The organism is Brevundimonas halotolerans, from assembly GCF_003730275.1.
Taxonomy (GTDB): domain Bacteria; phylum Pseudomonadota; class Alphaproteobacteria; order Caulobacterales; family Caulobacteraceae; genus Brevundimonas; species Brevundimonas halotolerans.
In genome coordinates, this window is the sequence record NZ_QTTA01000004.1 from 35279 (window position 1) to 52788 (window position 17510).

The 17510-nt window shown below is 66.8% G+C and carries 17 protein-coding genes and 1 tRNA gene; 12 read left to right on the top strand and 6 right to left on the bottom strand.

Annotated elements, in window-relative coordinates; all coding sequences use genetic code 11:
* Positions 1–5 precede the first annotated feature (5 nt).
* On the top strand, positions 6–2900 hold the full coding sequence (polA, locus tag EG854_RS01560) for a DNA polymerase I (protein WP_123285983.1): 2895 nt from the start codon (positions 6–8) through the stop codon (positions 2898–2900).
* On the opposite strand, the gene EG854_RS01565 is transcribed toward polA, so the two are convergent.
* Positions 2897–3868: a calcium/sodium antiporter gene (locus tag EG854_RS01565; protein WP_206423361.1), complete on the bottom strand. Its 972-nt coding sequence runs from the start codon at positions 3866–3868 to the stop codon at positions 2897–2899. The two genes, polA and EG854_RS01565, sit on opposite strands and share 4 nt — an antisense overlap.
* 81 nt (positions 3869–3949) lie before the next feature.
* Here EG854_RS01565 and EG854_RS01570 point away from each other — a divergent pair, with 81 nt between their 5' ends.
* Positions 3950–5137, top strand: a complete 1188-nt coding sequence (locus tag EG854_RS01570) for a BaiN/RdsA family NAD(P)/FAD-dependent oxidoreductase (RefSeq protein ID WP_123285984.1) — start codon at positions 3950–3952, stop codon at positions 5135–5137.
* Between the two features lie 250 nt (positions 5138–5387).
* Here EG854_RS01570 and EG854_RS01575 read toward each other — a convergent pair whose 3' ends face one another.
* Positions 5388–7100: a hypothetical protein gene (locus tag EG854_RS01575; RefSeq protein ID WP_123285985.1), complete on the bottom strand. Its 1713-nt coding sequence runs from the start codon at positions 7098–7100 to the stop codon at positions 5388–5390.
* 208 nt (positions 7101–7308) lie between these two features.
* Between EG854_RS01575 and EG854_RS01580 the strand changes: the two genes are divergently transcribed.
* The 6 genes from EG854_RS01580 to EG854_RS01605 all read left to right on the top strand — a co-directional run bounded on the left by EG854_RS01580 (position 7309) and on the right by EG854_RS01605 (position 12142).
* Positions 7309–8013 carry a response regulator transcription factor gene (locus EG854_RS01580; RefSeq protein ID WP_123285986.1) on the top strand — a complete coding sequence of 235 codons (705 nt, stop codon included), beginning with the start codon at positions 7309–7311 and terminating at the stop codon, positions 8011–8013.
* Complete coding sequence (locus EG854_RS01585; RefSeq protein ID WP_123285987.1) at positions 7964–9613, top strand: ATP-binding protein; 1650 nt, start codon at positions 7964–7966, stop codon at positions 9611–9613. Before EG854_RS01580 ends, EG854_RS01585 begins: the two co-directional genes overlap by 50 nt.
* Positions 9610–10059: an HPr kinase/phosphorylase gene (locus EG854_RS01590; protein WP_123285988.1), complete on the top strand. Its 450-nt coding sequence runs from the start codon at positions 9610–9612 to the stop codon at positions 10057–10059. The genes EG854_RS01585 and EG854_RS01590 overlap by 4 nt, the downstream gene beginning before the upstream one ends.
* Positions 10060–10168: 109 nt before the next feature.
* Positions 10169–10573: a PTS sugar transporter subunit IIA gene (locus EG854_RS01595; RefSeq protein WP_123285989.1), complete on the top strand. Its 405-nt coding sequence runs from the start codon at positions 10169–10171 to the stop codon at positions 10571–10573.
* Positions 10570–10863, top strand: coding sequence for an HPr family phosphocarrier protein (locus EG854_RS01600; RefSeq protein WP_123286030.1), 294 nt, complete (start codon positions 10570–10572; stop codon positions 10861–10863). The genes EG854_RS01595 and EG854_RS01600 overlap by 4 nt, the downstream gene beginning before the upstream one ends.
* Entirely contained in the window at positions 10847–12142 is a 1296-nt protein-coding gene (locus tag EG854_RS01605; protein WP_206423362.1) for an APC family permease, read from the top strand. The genes EG854_RS01600 and EG854_RS01605 overlap by 17 nt, the downstream gene beginning before the upstream one ends.
* Here EG854_RS01605 and arsC read toward each other — a convergent pair.
* The 4 genes from arsC to EG854_RS01625 form a co-directional block, all read right to left on the bottom strand.
* The gene (arsC, locus tag EG854_RS01610) at positions 12111–12509 is read right to left on the bottom strand and encodes an arsenate reductase (glutaredoxin) (RefSeq protein ID WP_123285991.1); all 399 of its coding nucleotides are present in this window, start codon (positions 12507–12509) and stop codon (positions 12111–12113) included. The genes EG854_RS01605 and arsC overlap by 32 nt on opposite strands.
* Complete coding sequence (arsB, locus tag EG854_RS01615) at positions 12506–13561, bottom strand: ACR3 family arsenite efflux transporter (RefSeq protein ID WP_123285992.1); 1056 nt, start codon at positions 13559–13561, stop codon at positions 12506–12508. The genes arsC and arsB overlap by 4 nt, the downstream gene beginning before the upstream one ends.
* Before the next feature lie 2 nt (positions 13562–13563).
* Positions 13564–13929 carry an ArsR/SmtB family transcription factor gene (locus tag EG854_RS01620; protein ID WP_123285993.1) on the bottom strand — a complete coding sequence of 122 codons (366 nt, stop codon included), beginning with the start codon at positions 13927–13929 and terminating at the stop codon, positions 13564–13566.
* Positions 13930–14011: 82 nt separating this feature from the next.
* Positions 14012–14087 (bottom strand) — tRNA-Ala (locus EG854_RS01625).
* A gap of 182 nt (positions 14088–14269) precedes the next feature.
* On the opposite strand from EG854_RS01625, the gene EG854_RS01630 reads away from it, so the two are divergent.
* The 4 genes from EG854_RS01630 to EG854_RS01645 all read left to right on the top strand — a co-directional run bounded on the left by EG854_RS01630 (position 14270) and on the right by EG854_RS01645 (position 17483).
* A complete protein-coding gene (locus EG854_RS01630; protein ID WP_164461764.1) occupies positions 14270–14593 on the top strand; it encodes a YggT family protein in 324 nt (107 codons plus the stop codon).
* A 95-nt stretch (positions 14594–14688) separates the two neighbouring features.
* Positions 14689–15567, top strand: coding sequence for a 3-hydroxybutyryl-CoA dehydrogenase (locus tag EG854_RS01635; protein ID WP_123285994.1), 879 nt, complete (start codon positions 14689–14691; stop codon positions 15565–15567).
* Positions 15564–16133 (top strand): phthalate transporter, encoded by a 570-nt coding sequence (locus EG854_RS01640; RefSeq protein WP_123285995.1) that lies wholly within the window; start codon positions 15564–15566, stop codon positions 16131–16133. The genes EG854_RS01635 and EG854_RS01640 overlap by 4 nt, the downstream gene beginning before the upstream one ends.
* A gap of 102 nt (positions 16134–16235) precedes the next feature.
* Positions 16236–17483 (top strand): DUF418 domain-containing protein, encoded by a 1248-nt coding sequence (locus tag EG854_RS01645; protein ID WP_123285996.1) that lies wholly within the window; start codon positions 16236–16238, stop codon positions 17481–17483.
* Positions 17484–17510: the final 27 nt, after the last annotated feature.

A 17510-nucleotide genomic window follows, 5' to 3' on the forward strand; every position in this document is an offset into this window, starting at 1 on the left:
GCGCCATGAGCGACTCCGCCCCCTCCGAATCTGGCACCCCCGACCCGAGCGGCGACGTCCGCCTGTGGCTGATCGATGCCTCGGCCTATATCTTTCGTGCCTATCACGCCCTGCCGCCGCTGACGCGCAAGTCGGACGGCCTGCCGGTCGGCGCCGTCCAGGGCTATTGCAACATGCTGTGGAAGCTGTTGCGCGAGATGAAGGGCGAGGGCGGACCGACCCACCTGGCCGCCATTTTCGACCATTCGGAAAAGACCTTCCGGAATGATCTGTATGCGGACTACAAGGCCCACCGCCCCCCGGCGCCGGAGGATCTGGTACCGCAGTTCTCCTTGGTCCGCGAGGCCACGGCGGCCTTTGGCGTCCACTGTGTCGAACTGCCCGGTTATGAGGCCGACGACCTGATCGCCACCTATGCCTGCAAGGCCCGCGATGCCGGGGGTGAGACCGTCATCGTCTCGTCGGACAAGGACCTGATGCAGCTGATCGGCGGCGGCGTCGTCATGTGGGACCCGATGAAGGACCGCGTGCTGGCCAAAGACGCCGTCATGGAAAAGTTCGGCGTGACGCCGGACAAGATGATCGACCTTCAGGCCCTTGTCGGCGACAGCGTCGACAATGTGCCGGGCGCGCCGGGCATCGGACCCAAGACCGCCGCCCAGCTGTTGGGCGAATATGGTGACCTCGACACCCTTCTCGCCCGGGCGGGCGAGATCAAACAGCCCAAGCGCCGCGAGACCCTGCAGATCCATGCCGATCAGATCCGTTTGAGCCGCCAGCTCGTGACCCTGATCTGCGATGCGCCTGCCCCCGAGCCGATTGCCGACTTTGCCGTTCGCGATCCGGACTCGGCGACCCTGGCGGCCTTTCTCGAAAAGATGGAGTTCCGGTCGCTGGCGCGGCGGGTCGGGGACGGCAAGGCCACACCGCTTGAACCCGCACCCAATGGTCGGCCCAGAGCCCTGAACGCCCCGGTCGCCGCCCCACGCCATGCGCCCAGGCCTGCAACCGAACTGACGGTCCCCGAGACGTTCGACACCACAGCGTACGCCTGTGTCCGGACGATCGATGAACTCAAACGCTGGATCGCGCGCGCCACCGAGGCCGGCGTGGTCGCCTTCGACACCGAGACGGATGCCCTGTCCTCCAGCCACGCGGGCCTGTGCGGCCTGTCGCTGGCGGTGGCGCCCGGTGACGCCTGCTACGTGCCCCTGACGCATGAGGCCGAGCCCCGCGCCCAGTCGGGCGGGCTGGACTTCGACGGCGAGACCCCGCCCGAGGCCATCGACCAGATCCCGATGGATCAGGCTCTCGCCCTGCTGAAGCCCCTGCTGGAAAACCCTGCGGTCCTGAAGGTTGGCCAGAACATCAAATACGATCTGGCCGTCATGGCCCGGCACGACATCACCGTCGGTCCGATCGATGACACCATGCTGATCTCCTATGTGCTGGAGGGCGGTGTGCACGGGCACGGGATGGACGAACTATCCCGCCTGCATCTGGGCCATGAGCCGATTCCGTTCAAATCCGTGTGCGGCACCGGCAAATCGCAGAAGAGCTTCCGCCACGTGGCGCTGGAACCCGCCACGGCCTATGCGGCCGAAGACGCCGATGTGACCTTGCGCCTGTGGCGGCTGCTGAAGCCGCAACTGGCCGAGGAACGACTGGTCACCGTCTATGAGACGCTGGAGCGCGGCATGCCCGCCGTTCTGGCGCAGATGGAACTGACCGGTATCCGCGTCGATCCCGACCGTCTGAAGCGTCTGTCGTCCGAGTTCGGACTCAAGATGGCCGAGCTGGAAACCCGTGCCCATGAGGTCGCCGGCCGGCCCTTCAATATAGCCAGCCCGCGCCAGATCGGCGAGATCATGTTCGGGGAGATGGACCTGCCCGGCGGCAAGAAGACCGCCTCGGGACAATGGGGCACGGACGCCGCCATGCTGGAGACCCTGGCCGAGAGCCATGAGCTGCCGCGCGTCATTCTGGACTGGCGCCAGTTGGCCAAGCTGAAGGGCACCTATACCGACGCCCTTACCGAGGCGGCGGACAAGACCAGCTTCCGTGTGCACACCTCCTATCAGCTGGCGGCTGCCTCGACCGGGCGACTGGCCAGCTCGGACCCGAACCTTCAGAACATCCCGATCCGGACCGAGACGGGGCGTCAGATCCGTCAGGCCTTCATCGCCTCACCCGGACAGGTGCTGATCAGTGCCGACTACAGCCAGATTGAGCTGCGCATCCTGGCCCACATCGGCGACATCCCCGAACTGAAAGCCGCCTTCAAGGCCGGCCTCGACATTCACGCGGCGACCGCCTCGGAAATGTTCGGCGTGCCGATCGAGGGCATGTCGTCGGAGACCCGCCGGCGCGCCAAGGCCATCAATTTCGGCATCATCTACGGCATCTCGGCCTTTGGTCTGGCCGCCCAGCTGGGCATCCATAACAGCGAGGCCGGGGCCTATATCAAGACCTACTTCGAGCGCTTCCCCGGCATCCGGACCTATATGGATCGCATCAAGGGCGAGGTGAAACAGGCGGGCTTCGTCACCACCCTGTTCGGCCGCAAGATCCACATTCCAGCGATTCATTCGAAGTCGGGGGCCGAGCGGCAGTTCGGCGAGCGGGCGGCCATCAATGCCCCGATCCAGGGCACAGCGGCCGATATCATCCGGCGCGCCATGATGCGGATGCCGGACGCCCTCGCGGCTGAGGGTCTGGAGACCCGCATGCTGCTGCAGGTGCACGACGAACTGGTGTTCGAAGCGCCCGAGGCCGAGGCGGATCGCGCCATCGCTATCATCCGCCGGATCATGGAAGCGGCGGCCGAGCCGGCGATCTCGCTGAGCGTGCCTTTGGTGGTCGATGCCCGCGCGGCTTCAAACTGGGATGACGCCCACTAGCCAAAGGGCAGCAGGTCGCGGGCCAGCCAACCCAGATACACCGCGTATGCGAGCAGCAGGGCCAGGCCCTCCAGCCGGACGATTCGCATACCCGTCCGTACGAACAGCACGACCAGCGCGGTGGCGGCCACCATCACCCAGATGTCGAGGCGGATGATCTCGGGCGGCACCCGGATCGGCGCGACCAGGGCCGTGATCCCGAGAATGCCCAGCACATTGTAGATGTTCGAGCCGATGATATTGCCCAGCGCCACGTCGGAATGCCGCCGGAAGGCGGCAACGGCCGAGGTCACCAGCTCGGGCAGCGACGTTCCCACCGCCACCACCGTCAGGCCGATGATCGTGTCCGAGACCCCGATATCGCGGGCGACGACTATGGCATTGTCGACCAGCAGGCGCGCCCCCCCGACGGTCAGCAGGATGCCGATGACGGCCAGCCCCAGACCCGACCAGACGCCCCCGCGGGCATCCGGGGCATCCTCGGTCAGATGCTCGTATTTACGGGCCTCGCGGTCCCGATGGCGCCGCTCTCCCATCCAGGCCCAGAGCAGATAGACGGCCAGTCCCGCCAGCATGGCCAGACCCCAACGGTAGTCAATCGTGCCGGCGATCACGGCGATGACGCACAGGGCTGTCGAAGCGATCAACACCCAGCCGTCCCGCCGGAAGGCGTCCCGGTCGACAGCAATGGGCGAAATCAGCGCGGCGACGCCAAGGATCAGAAGAATATTGGCCGTATTCGATCCAATGACATTCCCCATGGCGATTCCGGGCGAGCCCGCCAGCACCGCGGTCAGGCTGGTCACCAGCTCCGGCGCCGAAGTGCCCATGCCGACCAGGGTCAGGCCGATCAACAGGGGCGAAACGCCCAGACTGCGGGCGGCCGTCGTCGCGCCCCGCACCAGCGTGTCGCCCCCGGCGACCAGGAGCACAAGCCCCAGCGCCAACAGGCCATAGGTCATGGTCATCGGTGTTCCCCCCCGCTAGAACCGCCCTCTCACAAACGGGCGCGCCGGACAACGCCGGTCGCCGGAAAAGGATGTGGCATTTTGCCTTCGACCGACATCGATGTGCTGATCGTCGGCGCGGGCGCAGCGGGGATGATGGCGGCCATCGAGGCCGGGCGCAGGGGACGCCGCGTCCGCATTATCGACCATGCCCGGGCCCCGGGCGACAAAATCCGCATCTCGGGCGGGGGCCGCTGCAACTTCACCAATCTGGGGTGCGGGCCGCATGCCTTCCTTGGCGAGAACCCGCGCTTTGCCACCTCGGCGCTGAAGCGCTTCACCCAGCACGACTTCATCAAGCGGGTCGATCAGGCCGGCATCGCCTGGCATGAAAAGACGCTCGGGCAGCTGTTCTGTGACGACAGCGCCAAGCTGATCATCCGTATGCTGACGGACCAGATGCGTGAGGCCGGAGCGGTCCTGTCGCTCGGCACTTCGGTAGACAGGCTTTCGCGTGAGGGCGAGGGGTTTCAGGTCGCCCTGTCGGACGGCAGCAGCCTGCGCTGCGCCTCCCTCATCCTGGCCACTGGCGGCAAGTCGATCCCGAAGATGGGCGCGACCGGCTGGGCCTATGACACGGCGCGGGCGCTGGGCCTGAGAGTCACCGAAACGCGCCCGGCCCTCGTCCCGCTGACCTTCGAGGCGGGGCTGCTGGAGCGGCTGAAGCCGCTGGCAGGGGTGTCGGTCGAGGCGGTCGTCAGCCACGGCAAGACGAAATTCGCCGAAGGCCTGCTCTTCACCCACCGGGGGCTGAGCGGACCGTCCGTGCTGCAGATCAGCTCCTACTGGCGCGAGGGCGAGACAATCTCCGTGGCGATGGCGCCGGGCGTGGAGGTGTTCGCGCAGCTGAAGGCGATGAAGGCGGGCAACGGTCGGCAGGCGGCGCACACGGCGCTGGGGCAGATCGTGCCGAAGCGGCTGGCCGAGGTTCTGGTCGAGCAGGAGGAGGCCGTCGGCAATCTTGCCGATCTGTCGGACAGGGCCTTGCGGCGACTGGATCAGGCGGTCAACGGCTGGAGCGTCAAGCCGGTCGGCAGCGAAGGCTATCGGACGGCCGAGGTCACCCTCGGCGGCGTTGCCACAGACCAGCTGGACCAGCAGACGATGGCAGCGACGCGCATCCCCGGCCTCTATGTGATCGGTGAGGCGGTCGACATCACCGGCTGGCTGGGCGGCTATAATTTCCAGTGGGCCTGGAGTTCAGGCTGGGCCGCGGGACAGGTCGCCTAGCTGCTATAACGGCGCTCTGACATAACTGTGACCACCTGCCGCCTTGTCTCTCCCGCCTTCGTCCGCAACAGTAGCTGTGCGGGACGGGCCCCTCTGGCGCGTTCCGGGGCCCCCCTCGTCCTCCGGTCCCGGATCGTGTGATGTCGGACCGCATCGGGTGCGCCCGGTGTCGGTCCGGGCCCAATTCGGACAAAAGCCGGCGCCGGGCGCATTTCACCGAACCGCTTACCCATGCATGCCGCCAACGATTTCAGGCCGCAAGCCCGACCGTGCGCATCAGCTCTCGGATCGGCTCCAGCGCGGCGGGGGTCGATCCCAGCTCGGCCCGCACCTTGGGGTGACGCAACAGCTTCAGGGCCTCGGCGCGGGCCCGCTCCGTTACCGGACCGCGCGGACCAGTCTCGCCTGCCGCCAGCCGTAGCAACACCTGCAACTTGTGCGGCACCGGCACGGGCGCGCGGACCATCTGGTCGATCAGCCGGGCCGAAGCTTCCACAGACGCCCCCACCTTGCCGAGGGCCTCACAGATCTGTCCTTCGTCGGAGTCCGACAGCTCGACTTTGCCCGCAGCGCGCTGCAGGCCCGCCAGCGTGGCCAGAACCTGACCGGGCGGGAGCTCCGACCGGCGCATTTCCGTCTCGAACCTGAGCGAGCTGAGACAGGCGTGAAGCCAGCGCGCCGCAGATCGCTTGTTGGCAGTACCCGTGACGTTCTCGCACAGCCGCATCAGATGTTCGGCCTCGCACATCACCGTGCTGCACGGCTTGACAAAGGCGGCGACGAAATCGGCCGTAATCAGGCTCTTGGAGCGTTCGATGAAGGCGTCCTGCACCTCCTCCAGGGTCAACAGCCGACCGGCGGTTGCTGTAAGTGTCATGGCCAGCGCCCGGAGGATGTCGATTTCGCCTTCGGGGTCCGCGGGTCGCAGTCGGCGCGGCGAGCGCAGTTCGCGCAGAACCATCCGGGCCAGAACCGCAGACAACAGGGGATACTCGCCCGCCTGAAGTCGTTCGCCGAGACGACGGGCCGGCCCCTCAATGGTCGGAACCAACAGGCGCAGTCGGTGATCCCGGGCAATCAGGGCCTCGATCTCGGCGGGGGCGACCATGCGCACCACAGCGGCCAGGCTGGCGCCCTGATCCAGTGAAGGTCCGAGGATGTCGGCCAAACTGGTCCTCTGGGCCATCATTTCGCAAAGTATCTGCTCAATGGCGACCATGACTATGGCGCGGGGCGGACCATCCAACGGCGCGGCTTCGGCCAGATCCATCATCCGGTCCAGCCGGGTCCGGGGCGTCTTCAGGCCTGCCAAGGCTCCTGAAACGACCCCCCCCATGATGAAGGCCCGGTCGGAGGTCCCCGCCAGCCGGTGGGCCAGATCCGCCAGGGACCGGCCCTCCAGCGTCGGAAACCTCTGCGCCCGTCCCGCCGCGACCAGACGTTCGATCACGGAATCGGCCAGTTTCTGATAGTGGCGGATCAGTTCATGAACCGGCTGGCCTACTGCCTGGCTTTCCGGAACGGCGACCTTTTGCACAGCGTGCTGCAGTTCGACGCCCGACGCCTCCAGCACCTCGGCCAGATCCGGACGGTGCAACAGTTCAAAGGCGGTGACCCCGCGCCGGATCAGCCAGTCCTCCAGCACCCGACCGATCAGCTCCCGGGCATGGGGGGCGTAAAAGTCCTGGATTCCGGTGCAGCGCGGCCCGACCTCATCGTCAGGGATGACCCGCTTCTGCCGGACCTCGGGTGCGCCCTTGGTCAGGACAGTCAGGCTGGAGAACTCCATGGTCTCGGCGTCCAGCGTCTCCTTGGTGACCCGAACCGCCGCCGCCCGGTTGTCGTTCAAGATATCTTCGGCCGCCTCGATCGCGTGGTTGCGGCTCTCCGTCGCCATCAGCAAAGCCCATGGCGCGGGTGCGGTCTTTCGGATGAAGACTTCGTAGTGGACGGGGCCGGCCATGATATACCTGAAAACGCTACAAGCCTCGATCATGCCGGATGAGGGCTTAAGGCCGGGTTTCGCTCTCCGGCCCTGTCGGAAGCGATCAGGCTCTAGCCGCCCGCCCCGGCGCGCCCTAATGTCACCCCGATTGAATCCGAACGGTTACGCTTCGGGCGCGTTACACCGGTCGACGGCGCGATGCGTCGAAGCCTCTGAGGAGTGAACCTTGGCCAACATCACCCTGGTCGACGACGACGAGAACATTGTCGCCTCCGTGTCGCTGGCGCTGGAAAGCCATGGGCACAAGATCACGGCCTATCATGACGGCGCCTCGGGCCTTGAGGCCCTGCTGGCCACGCCGCCCGATCTGGTCATTCTGGATGTGAAGATGCCGCGCATGGACGGCATGGAGGTGCTGCGCAAGCTGCGTCAGACCTCGCAGATTCCGGTGATCATGCTGACCTCCAAGGACGAGGAGATCGACGAGATCCTCGGCTTCAACCTCGGGGCCGACGACTATATCCACAAGCCGTTCAGCCAGCGCCTGCTGCTGGAGCGGGTCAAGGCCCTGTTGCGGCGCGTCGGCATCGGCACGGGTGAGGGCGAGGCCCAGGGCGACGCCGCCGCCCGCGCCATCCGCCGGGGCAAGCTGACCATGGATCCCGCCCGCCACGAGAGCACCTGGGACGGCAAGCCGGTCAAGCTGACCGTCACCGAATTCCTGCTGCTTCAGGCCCTGGCCCAGCGCCCGGGCTTTGTGAAGAGCCGCGACAACCTCATGGACGCCGCCTACGACGATCAGGTCTATGTCGACGACCGCACCATCGACAGCCACGTGAAACGCATGCGCAAGAAGTTCCGGGTCGTCGATCCGGAGTTCGATGCCATCGAGACCCTGTACGGCGTTGGCTACAGATACCGCGAAAGCTGAAACCGAAGACGGCCGTGAGGCCCGCACGCGACCGCGATTCCGGCCGGTTGGATCGCGTCTCGGCGCCCTGATTCTTGCGCTGAATCTGCTCAGCCTGCTGATCCTGTTCGTCGGAGCCCTGGCCCTGAACGAATGGCGACGCGGCCTGATCGAGGCGCGTCAGGAATCGCTGATGGCCCAGGCCGAGCTGATGTCCAATGTTCTGGGCGAGCTGGGCATCACAACGGGCGTGCCGACTCCGGCCCTCGACGAATATGAAACCGCCCGATGGCTGCGCGACAATTTCGTGCCTGTCGGCCAGCGGGCCCGCGTGTTCGACCGTGACGGCCTGCCGGTGGCCGACAGCTATATGGTCACCGAGGCCATTCCCGGCGCGCCGCTGGATCCCGCCCTGCCCGCCGCAACCCCGGTGCCCGAACCCGACCTCGAGGCCGAGGTCGAGGAGGACCGCCGTCTGGAACAGGCCCGTCTGGAACTGGCGACCGAGATCGAGACCGCCCTGACCGAGGGGCCCCAGGCGGGCGTCCGCCGCGATGAGAGCGGCAACCGCGTCATTTCCGTCTCCCTGCCGATCCGGCATGTCCGCCAGGAATTGGGGGTGCTGACGCTTGAGGCTGCCGACGTCGATGAAATCCTGGCCGCCCAGCGCGCCGCCCTGATGCCCTTTGCCATTGTGGCCCTGGTCGTGTCGCTGTTCTCGTCGCTGCTGCTGCATCTGTTCGTGGCGCGACCGGTGATGCGTCTGTCCGCCGCCGCTGACAGCGTGCGCCTGCAACAGACCCGCGCCATCTCCATGCCCGACCTCGAAGAGCGTCGTGACGAGATCGGCGATCTGGCCCGTTCGCTCGAGACCATGACCCGTGCCCTGTCCGACCGGATGGAGACGATCGAGCGGTTCGCCGCCGATGTCTCGCACGAAATCAAGAACCCGCTGACCTCGATCCGCTCGGCGCTGGAGACCCTGCCGCTCGTCAAGGCCGAAGCCCAGCGCGAAAAGCTGACCGCCCTGTTGCAACAGGATGTGCGCCGACTGGACCGTCTGATCACGGACATTTCCAATGCCTCTCGGCTGGATGCGGAATTGGCCCGCGATCGCCCCCGCACCGTGGATCTGACCGCCCTGCTGAGCGACATCGTCGATGTATACCAGACCTCGCCCAAGCCGGGCGATGTGCCGCTGCATCTGTCCATCAACACGCCCGGGCCGACCCGGATCGTCGGTCGCGACGGACCTCTGGGACAGGTGATCCGCAATCTGATCGACAATGCCCGCTCCTTCAGCCCGCCGGACGGCTCCGTGCGCTTGACCCTCGACCGGGCGCCCGATGGGTCGCAGGACATCCGCATCCGGGTGGAGGATGACGGGCCCGGCATACCGGTCGAGAATCTGGAAACCGTGTTCCAGCGCTTCTACACCTCGCGGCCCAAGGGCACCCAGTTCGGTTCCAATTCGGGGCTCGGCCTGTCGATCGTGCGCCAGATTATCGAGGCCCACGGCGGCCGGGTCTGGGCCGAGAACATCACCGATCCCGACGATCCCGATCACATCACCGGGGCCCGCTTCGTCCTCGCCCTGACGCCCCTTCACACCCGGCCATGACCGGCCCGACACAGGTTCAGGCCACCGTCGTCGCCCTGCGTCAGGGCGAGGACTGGGTCGGCGTTGCCCTGACCGGGCCCTCCGGCGTCGGGAAAACCGGTCTGGCGCTCAGGCTGATGGCTCAGGGCTGGCAGCTGGTCGCCGATGATGCGGCCCTGATCTGGGCAAGTGGTGGCCAGCTGTGGGCCCGGGCGCCCCGGGCAACCGCCGGCCTGATCGAGGCGCGAGGTCTGGGGCTGGTCTTCACGCCCCATCGGGACCTCTGTCGGCTCGGGTTGGCCGTGACCTTGAGCCTGGATGAGCCCGAGCGCCTGCCCGATCCGGCGTTCGAACCCTGGCTGGGCCTGCCGCTTCGCACCATCGCGATTCAGGCCCGCGCGGCGGCGGCCCCGTCCATCGTGACCATGGCCCTTGCCGAGGCCGTGCGGCGTCCGGTCTCACCTTGACGCTTTAAACCGACGTCAGATTGCCCTATCAAGCGCGGCTCACGGTCCGGGTCACGACCCTTGGCCAGAGAATGACGCCGGGGATGGGTCCTGTCTTGGTGAAGCCTTCATGATCGGACTGGTGATCGTAACCCACGGCGGCCTGGCCTCGGAATTCCTCGCGGCCATGGAACACGTCGTCGGCCCCCAGCGCGGGGTCGCGGCCATCTGTATCGGCCCGGACGACGACATGGAGCGCCGCCGTCGCGACATCGTCGATGCTGCGGGTGCCGTGAACGACGGAGACGGCGTCATCCTGCTGACCGACATGTTCGGCGGCACGCCCTCCAATCTCGCCATTTCGGTCATGGAAGAAACCCGCGCCGAAGTGATCGCCGGTCTGAACCTGCCCATGCTGATCAAGCTGGCCAGCGTCCGCGCCCGTGAGCCGATGGAGGCCTGCGTCGCCCATGCACAGGATGCCGGCCGGAAATATATCTCGGTCGCCTCCTGGGTGCTGTCGGGGGAAAAATGAGCGGCGGCGATACCCTTCCGACCGCAGCGACGGTCGTCGACATCTGCAACTCCCGCGGCCTGCACGCCCGGGCCTCGGCCAAGTTCGTCAAACTGGCGTCCGAGTTCGAGGCCGACATCCGCGTGACCCGCGACGGCGTCACCGTGAATGCCCTTTCGATCATGGGCCTGCTGACGCTGGGCGCAGGCAATGGCTGCGGCCTGTCCATCGCGGCCGAGGGCCCCGATGCCGAGGCCGCCGTCGCCGCCCTCCGCGACCTCGTGGCCCGTCGCTTTGACGAGGATCAATAGGCCAGCGACACCGCTGACCCGCCAGCTGGGCCTGCCCGGTGCCATCGGCCTTGGCCTCGGCTCCATCCTCGGTACCGGCGTCTTCGTCAGCCTGGCGCTTGTCGCCGAGATCAGTGGGGCCCTGTTGCTGCCCGCCATTCTGCTGGCGGCGGTGCTGGCCCTGTTCAATGCCCTCGCCAGTGCCGAGCTGGCGGCCGCCCACCCTGTCAGCGGCGGCGCCTATGAATACGGCCACGTCTGGCTGACGCCTTCGCTGGGCTTTGTCGCCGGCTGGGTCTTCCTGCTGGCCAAGTCCGCCTCGGCGGCCACCGCGGCCCTGGGGGTCTCGGCCTACCTCCGCCACCTGACCGGAGGGGATGCCGACAGTCTGGCCGTGCCGCTGGCCGTCCTGACCAGCATCGGCGTCACGGCCCTCGTGGTGTCGGGCCTCCGGCGATCCAATGCGGTCAACATGGTCATCGTTTCCCTGACCGCGTTCGCCCTGATTGCGCTGATCGGCGCCAGCCTTTTGCGCCCGGGCCAGCCCGCGATCGATATCCCGAGCCCCGGCGTCGGCATCGACTGGAGCCTCCTCGCCTCGGCCACGGCCCTGATGTTCGTCGCCTATACCGGCTATGGGCGGATCGCGACCCTGGCCGAAGAGGTCCGCGACCCCGCTCGGATCATTCCGTTGGCCATCCTGCTGACGCTGGCGATCTCGGCGGCGCTCTACATCGGCGTCGGCTGGGCGGTCGTTCAGGCCTCAGAGGCGGGCGTGGCGCTCGATGCCGCCGGGGGCGCCCCGCTCGAGGCCGTGGCCAAGGCGCTTGAGCGTCCCGGCCTGACAGCGCTGGTCGCGGTCGGTGCGCTGACCGCCATGCTGGGGGTGCTGCTCAATCTCGTCCTCGGCCTGTCGAGAATTGTGCTGGCCATGGGGCGGCGGGGCGACCTCCCCTCCCCCTTGGCCCATGTCGATGCGCGGGGCGTGCCCACCCCGGCCGTGCTGCTGGTCGGTGCGGGCATCACCGCCCTTGTCCTGATCGGCGATATCCGCCTCGCGTGGACCTTCAGCGCCTTCACCGTGCTGATCTATTACGCGATCAACAATCTGGCGGCCCTGCGCCTGTCGCGGGCGCAGAGGCTCTACCCACCGATCGTGCCGGCGCTGGGGCTGGGCGGGTGTGTTTTTCTGGCGTTTCAGGTGCCCTGGCCAGTCTGGGCCACTGGGCTGGCGCTGATCGCGGCCGCTCTGGCCCTCCGCGCCGTGCTCAGCCGCCCACGATCTCGCCGTCTTCCTTGACGAAGCGCGACGGTGGCTCATCCAGCAAATCCAGCACCCGTTCCGAAGGACGGCACAGGGCGGCGCCCTTCGGCGTCACCACGATCGGGCGGTTGACCAGCGCCGGATCCTCAACCATGGCCGCCAGCAGGGCCTGATCACTGACGTTATCGGCGGTCAGGCCGCGCGCCTCGGCCGTGGTGCCCCGCACCCGCAGCAGGCCCTTCAGCCCCTCTCCGGTGCGAACGGCCAGATCGGTCAGTTGGTCAGGCGTCCAGCCGGTCTTCAGATACTCGACCACCTCCGGCTCGACACCCGAGGCCCCGACCATCTCCAGCACATTGCGCGAGGTGCCGCATTTGGGGTTGTGATAGACGGTGACGGTCATGGACGGGGCTCCTTCTGGACACGTTGGACGGCGCGGCCTGCCTCATACCAGCCGCGCGAGCGGTTCACGATAGCGACGACCGACAGCATCACCGGCACCTCGATCAGCACCCCGACCACGGTCGCCAGCGCCGCCCCCGAGCCGATCCCGAACAGGCCGATCGCGGCCGCCACCGCCAGCTCAAAGAAGTTGCTGGCCCCGATCAGGGCCGAGGGGCCCGCCACCGAATGTGCCTCGCCGGTCAGCCGGTTGAGGCCGTAGGCGAGGCCCGCATTCAGATAGACCTGGATAAGGATCGGCACGGCCAGCAGAGCGATGACCAGCGGTTGGGCCAGAAGCTGCTCGCCCTGAAATCCGAACAGCAGTACCAGGGTGATCAGCAGGGCCGCCAGCGACACGGGCTGGATGCGGGCCAGCGTGCGCTCATACAGGTCCTGCCCCCGGGCCAGCAGCAGCCGGCGGATGATCTGGGCCACCACCACCGGCGCCAGAATATAGAGCAGCACCGACAGCGTCAGAGTCGACCACGGCACTATGATCGCCGACAGCCCCAGCAGCAGGCCGACAATCGGGGCAAAGGCCACGATCATGATGGCGTCGTTCAGCGCCACCTGGGTCAGGGTGAAATGCGGCTCGCCCTCCGTCAGATGGCTCCAGACGAACACCATGGCGGTACACGGCGCCGCCGCCAGCAGGATCAGCCCGGCGATGTAGCTGTCGACCTGATCCGCCGGCAGCCATTCGCGAAACAGGCCGCCGATGAACAGCCACGCCAGCAGGGCCATGGAGAACGGCTTGATCGCCCAGTTGATGAAAAGGGTCACGCCGATGCCGCGCCAGTGGCGGCTGACCTGGCCCAGGGCGGCGAAATCGATCCGCACCAGCATCGGCACGATCATCAGCCAGATTAGCACCGCGACCGGCAGGTTGATCGAGGCGACCTCCATCCCGCCCAGACCGGCGAACACGCCCGGCATCAGGGCGCCCAGCCCCACACCCACGACGATGCATAGGGCGACCCACAGGGTCAGATAGCGTTCGAAAATCGACATGCTCAGGACATCCCGGATCGGAGTTCGGGCGGACAGCAGGCCATCCGGGCCAGCACATCGCCCAGCGGCGCGCAGATCTCGGGCGAGCCGTCACAGCAGTCTTCCATCAGGAAGGCCAGCAGATCGCTCATCCGGCCATAGTCGGCGGCATAGATGATGGAGCGCCCGTCCCGCACCGAGGTCGCCAGCCCGGCACGGGTCAGGACGGCCAGGTTATTCGACAAGGTGCTGGGCGCCATGCCGACCGCCTCGCCCAGCCGCCCGGCGGCCAGCCCCCCGGGCCCCGCCTTGATCAGGACGCGAAACAGGGCGAGGCGGCCCTCATGGGCAAGCGCGGACAGCGTCTCGACGGCAGCATTCGTTTCCATATTTCATGGATAATCGCAATATTGGCGCCCGCCAAGTGAGCTGCATGCGGCCGATGTCACTGTCCGGAAGGGGTGAAACGCCTGGTGGAGCCGAGCGGAATCGAACCGCTGACCTCGTCATTGCGAACGACGCGCTCTACCAACTGAGCTACGGCCCCGATCATGCTCGGGCACAGGCGAGCGCGGGACATAGTCGGGCGGGGCTTGTGGTGTCAATGCCGACTTGCGGTGATCACGCCCGGACCGTTCCTAAGCGTGACACCGTCGGCCTTGGCCGCAAGGCCCGGCTCAGGCTAGAAGCGGACCTCTGACGCAATTGCCGCTGCCAACAAGGATCGACATGGGCCCCGCCATCGCCGGCTTCATCTGTTTTCTGGTCGACTCGGTCTTCCTGCTGTTGTGGCTGGCGATCATCGTCTCGGCCGTCATGAGCTGGCTGTTCGCCTTCGACGTGATCAACTATCGCAACCGCTTCGTGGCCCAGCTGGCCCATTTTCTGGACAGCATCACCGCCCCGATCCTGGCACCCCTGCGCAGCATCATTCCGTCGCTGGGCGGCATCGACATCACCCCGATCATCGCCCTGCTGATCATCTCGGGCATCCGCTCCTACATCCTGCCAGCCAGCTGCGCGGCCCTGTATCAGCTGCTGGGCGGATTCTGATGCAGTCGGGTCACGCCCGGGTGCTTTCGCCGTCCGACCGGAACGCCTAAGGTGCCCGTCCCCCGGCGCTCCGGCGCCCTTGAATTTCGAAGGTCATGACCACGATCAGGACGGTCGCCATCATCGGCGCGGGACAAATGGGATCGGGGATCGCCCAGGCGGTGGCCACCGGCGGCTATGCGGTGCGCCTGTATGACGCCGACCTTTCGCGGCTGCCACTGGCGCATGGCACCATCGCCAACAGTCTGGCGCGCCGCGTCGAGCGTGAGAGCCTTGGCGCGGACGAGGCCCAGGCCATTCTGGGCCGGATCACCGACGCTGCCGATCTGGCCGCCGTCGGCACGGCGGATCTGGTGATTGAGGCGGCCGTCGAGGACGAAGCCGTCAAGACCGATATCCTGCAGGCGCTGACCCCGCATCTGGGGCCCGACACCCTGGTCGCGTCCAACACCTCGTCCATCTCGATCACGCGGCTGGCCTCGGCCACCGACCGGCCCGACCGCTTCATCGGCCTGCATTTCATGAAGCCGGCGCCCGCCATGCGGCTGGTCGAGATCATCCGCGGCATCGCCACCTCACCCGCCACCTATGAGACCGCCGTCGCCTTTGCCCAGAGCCTCGGCAAGACCACGACCAATGCCGAAGATTTCCCGGCCTTCATCGTCAACCGCATTCTGGTGCCGATGGTCAATGAGGCGATCTTCACCCTCTATGAGGGGGTCGGCGACGTCGCCTCGATCGACAAGGCGCTGAAGCTGGGCGCCAACCATCCGATGGGGCCGCTGGAACTGGCGGACTTCATGGGTCTGGACGTCGTGCTGGCCATCATGAATGTGCTCTATGACGGGCTGGCCGACAGCAAATACCGGCCCTGTCCCCTGCTGGTGAAATATGTCGAGGCCGGCTGGCTGGGTCGCAAGACCGGGCGCGGCTTCTATGACTATTCCGGCGACGTTCCGGTGCCGACACGATGAAGGCCCGTTTCGAAACGCTTGAGGACCTGCCCGGCCAGCGTCAGGTGACCTGGCGCCGGTCCGGCGGCTGGATTGCGCTCGCCGCCTTGCTAGGCATTGCCTGGCCGCCCCTGATCATCACCTTCTTCGTCTGGCCGCCCCAGACCTGGCTGGATGGCCTCAGCACCGACTGGCGGATCCTGGTTCTGGCGGTCGGCATCTTCGCCGTGCCTCTGTGTCTGTGGCTGCTGAATCAGGAGCGGATCCGCACGGGTCGACCGGCCACCCGGCTCGGCATCGTCTGGCGCTTCATGTTCTACGGGGGTCTGCTGGCCGCCGCCCTGCAGGGGTTCAACGCCCTCGTGCTCTCCGGCATAGGCGCCGCCCGCTCGGCCGATATCGGCCAGGCCATGGGCTATGCCGAAACGGCCCTGCTGATCTTTGGCGTCGGCGGGGTGCCGCTGGCGATCCTGGTCGGCATCAGCTACGCCCTGTGGGCGGGCCTGTGCGCAGCCTTTCTGGCCTTCATGCCGCGCCCGGCGCCGGTTCGAGACCGGCTGGGCCTCAGCGGACGCGACACCTTTTAGGCCCCGCTGAACGACGTTACAGGAAATTTACTTTCCTTCGTCCGCACACGCTGCGACCTTCGCCGCCTGATATCGAGTGACCGTCGGGGGGGACATCACACCATGACATCTACAGACCTGCATACCGAACCGGCATCCGCGCGGCTCGCGCCCGTCGCGCCCAAGGACCGGATTTTCAATCTGGACATGCTGCGCGGCTGGGCGATCCTCGGCATTCTGGCGGTCAATGCCATCGCCTTTGCCTGGCCCTCGCTGTTGATGATGGCCGAGGCACCGCCTCCGGCGAATACGACCCAGGCCGACGTCATCGGCGTCTGGGTGATCGACGTCTTCTTCTCGGACAAGATGCGCACCCTGTTCACCCTGCTGTTCGGGGTGTCGATTTTCCTTGTGGGCGGGGAGCGCAGCGACCTCGACCGGGGGGCCCTGCTACGCCGGCGCCTCTGGTGGCTGATGCTGATCGGCGCGATCCACGGGGCGGCCCTGTGGTTCGGCGATATCCTGTTTCTTTATGCCGTCAGCGGCTTCCTGTTCTTAATGTTCCGGTCCTGGTCGGCCCGGCGCCTTTTGTGGGTCGGGGGGTTGATCACCCTGTTCTGGGCGCTGGTCGCGACCGGCTTCTACTGGGGTATGGCCAACCTGCCCGCCGACATCGCCAGCAAAATGACCCAGGGCATGCCGGTGGCGACGCCCGAGGCCGTTCAGGCGGTGGTCGACACCTATCGCTCGGGCTGGCCCGCAGGCTGGCTGGCCAATCTGACCACCTGGGCCACCTTCCTTGTCGCCATCCTGATCATGGTGCCGGTGACGGTGCCGCTCATGATGATTGGCCTCGGTCTCTACAAGTCCGGCTATCTGACGGGCACCGCCTCGATGGGCACCTATCTGACCGTTCTGGTCCTCGGCGGTGCCAATCTGGCGGTGTCGGCTTACTGGGGCTGGCAGAAGGCCATGGCGCCGGATGGCGTGGATCCCACCGGGGGTCTGGCCGCCGCCTCGACAGGGGCGGCCCCGCTGGTCACCCTGTTTTATGTCACCGCCCTGATCCTGCTGACGAAGTTCGGGCTGAAGGTCATCACCCAGGTGTTGGTGCCGGTCGGTCGCATGGCCTTCACAAACTATCTCAGCCAGACCCTGATCATGGTCACCCTCTATTACGCGCCCTGGGGACCCATGTGGTTCGGCACCCACAGCACTTCGCAGATGTGGATGGTGGTCGGCGCGGTCTGGCTGGCGCAGTTGATCTGGTCGCCGCTGTGGCTGTCGGTGTTCCGCATGGGACCGCTGGAATGGGCGTGGCGCTGCCTGACCTACGGCCGGATGGTCCGCATCTCGAAGGGCGGCGACTGAACCGACGGTCGCATTGCGGGACGGGGG

What these genes read in the sequence shown, in the direction of transcription:
- polA (WP_123285983.1), top strand. Translation starts at nt 6, where the DNA reads ATGAGCGACTCCGCCCCCTCCGAATCTGGCACCCCCGACCCGAGCGGC.
- EG854_RS01565 (WP_206423361.1), bottom strand. Translation starts at nt 3,868, where the DNA reads ATGACCATGACCTATGGCCTGTTGGCGCTGGGGCTTGTGCTCCTGGTC.
- EG854_RS01575 (WP_123285985.1), bottom strand. Translation starts at nt 7,100, where the DNA reads ATGGCCGGCCCCGTCCACTACGAAGTCTTCATCCGAAAGACCGCACCC.
- EG854_RS01585 (WP_123285987.1), top strand. Translation starts at nt 7,964, where the DNA reads ATGCCATCGAGACCCTGTACGGCGTTGGCTACAGATACCGCGAAAGCT.
- EG854_RS01590 (WP_123285988.1), top strand. Translation starts at nt 9,610, where the DNA reads ATGACCGGCCCGACACAGGTTCAGGCCACCGTCGTCGCCCTGCGTCAG.
- EG854_RS01595 (WP_123285989.1), top strand. Translation starts at nt 10,169, where the DNA reads ATGATCGGACTGGTGATCGTAACCCACGGCGGCCTGGCCTCGGAATTC.
- EG854_RS01600 (WP_123286030.1), top strand. Translation starts at nt 10,570, where the DNA reads ATGAGCGGCGGCGATACCCTTCCGACCGCAGCGACGGTCGTCGACATC.
- arsC (WP_123285991.1), bottom strand. Translation starts at nt 12,509, where the DNA reads ATGACCGTCACCGTCTATCACAACCCCAAATGCGGCACCTCGCGCAAT.
- arsB (WP_123285992.1), bottom strand. Translation starts at nt 13,561, where the DNA reads ATGTCGATTTTCGAACGCTATCTGACCCTGTGGGTCGCCCTATGCATC.
- EG854_RS01620 (WP_123285993.1), bottom strand. Translation starts at nt 13,929, where the DNA reads ATGGAAACGAATGCTGCCGTCGAGACGCTGTCCGCGCTTGCCCATGAG.
- EG854_RS01630 (WP_164461764.1), top strand. Translation starts at nt 14,270, where the DNA reads ATGGGCCCCGCCATCGCCGGCTTCATCTGTTTTCTGGTCGACTCGGTC.
- EG854_RS01635 (WP_123285994.1), top strand. Translation starts at nt 14,689, where the DNA reads ATGACCACGATCAGGACGGTCGCCATCATCGGCGCGGGACAAATGGGA.
- EG854_RS01640 (WP_123285995.1), top strand. Translation starts at nt 15,564, where the DNA reads ATGAAGGCCCGTTTCGAAACGCTTGAGGACCTGCCCGGCCAGCGTCAG.
- EG854_RS01645 (WP_123285996.1), top strand. Translation starts at nt 16,236, where the DNA reads ATGACATCTACAGACCTGCATACCGAACCGGCATCCGCGCGGCTCGCG.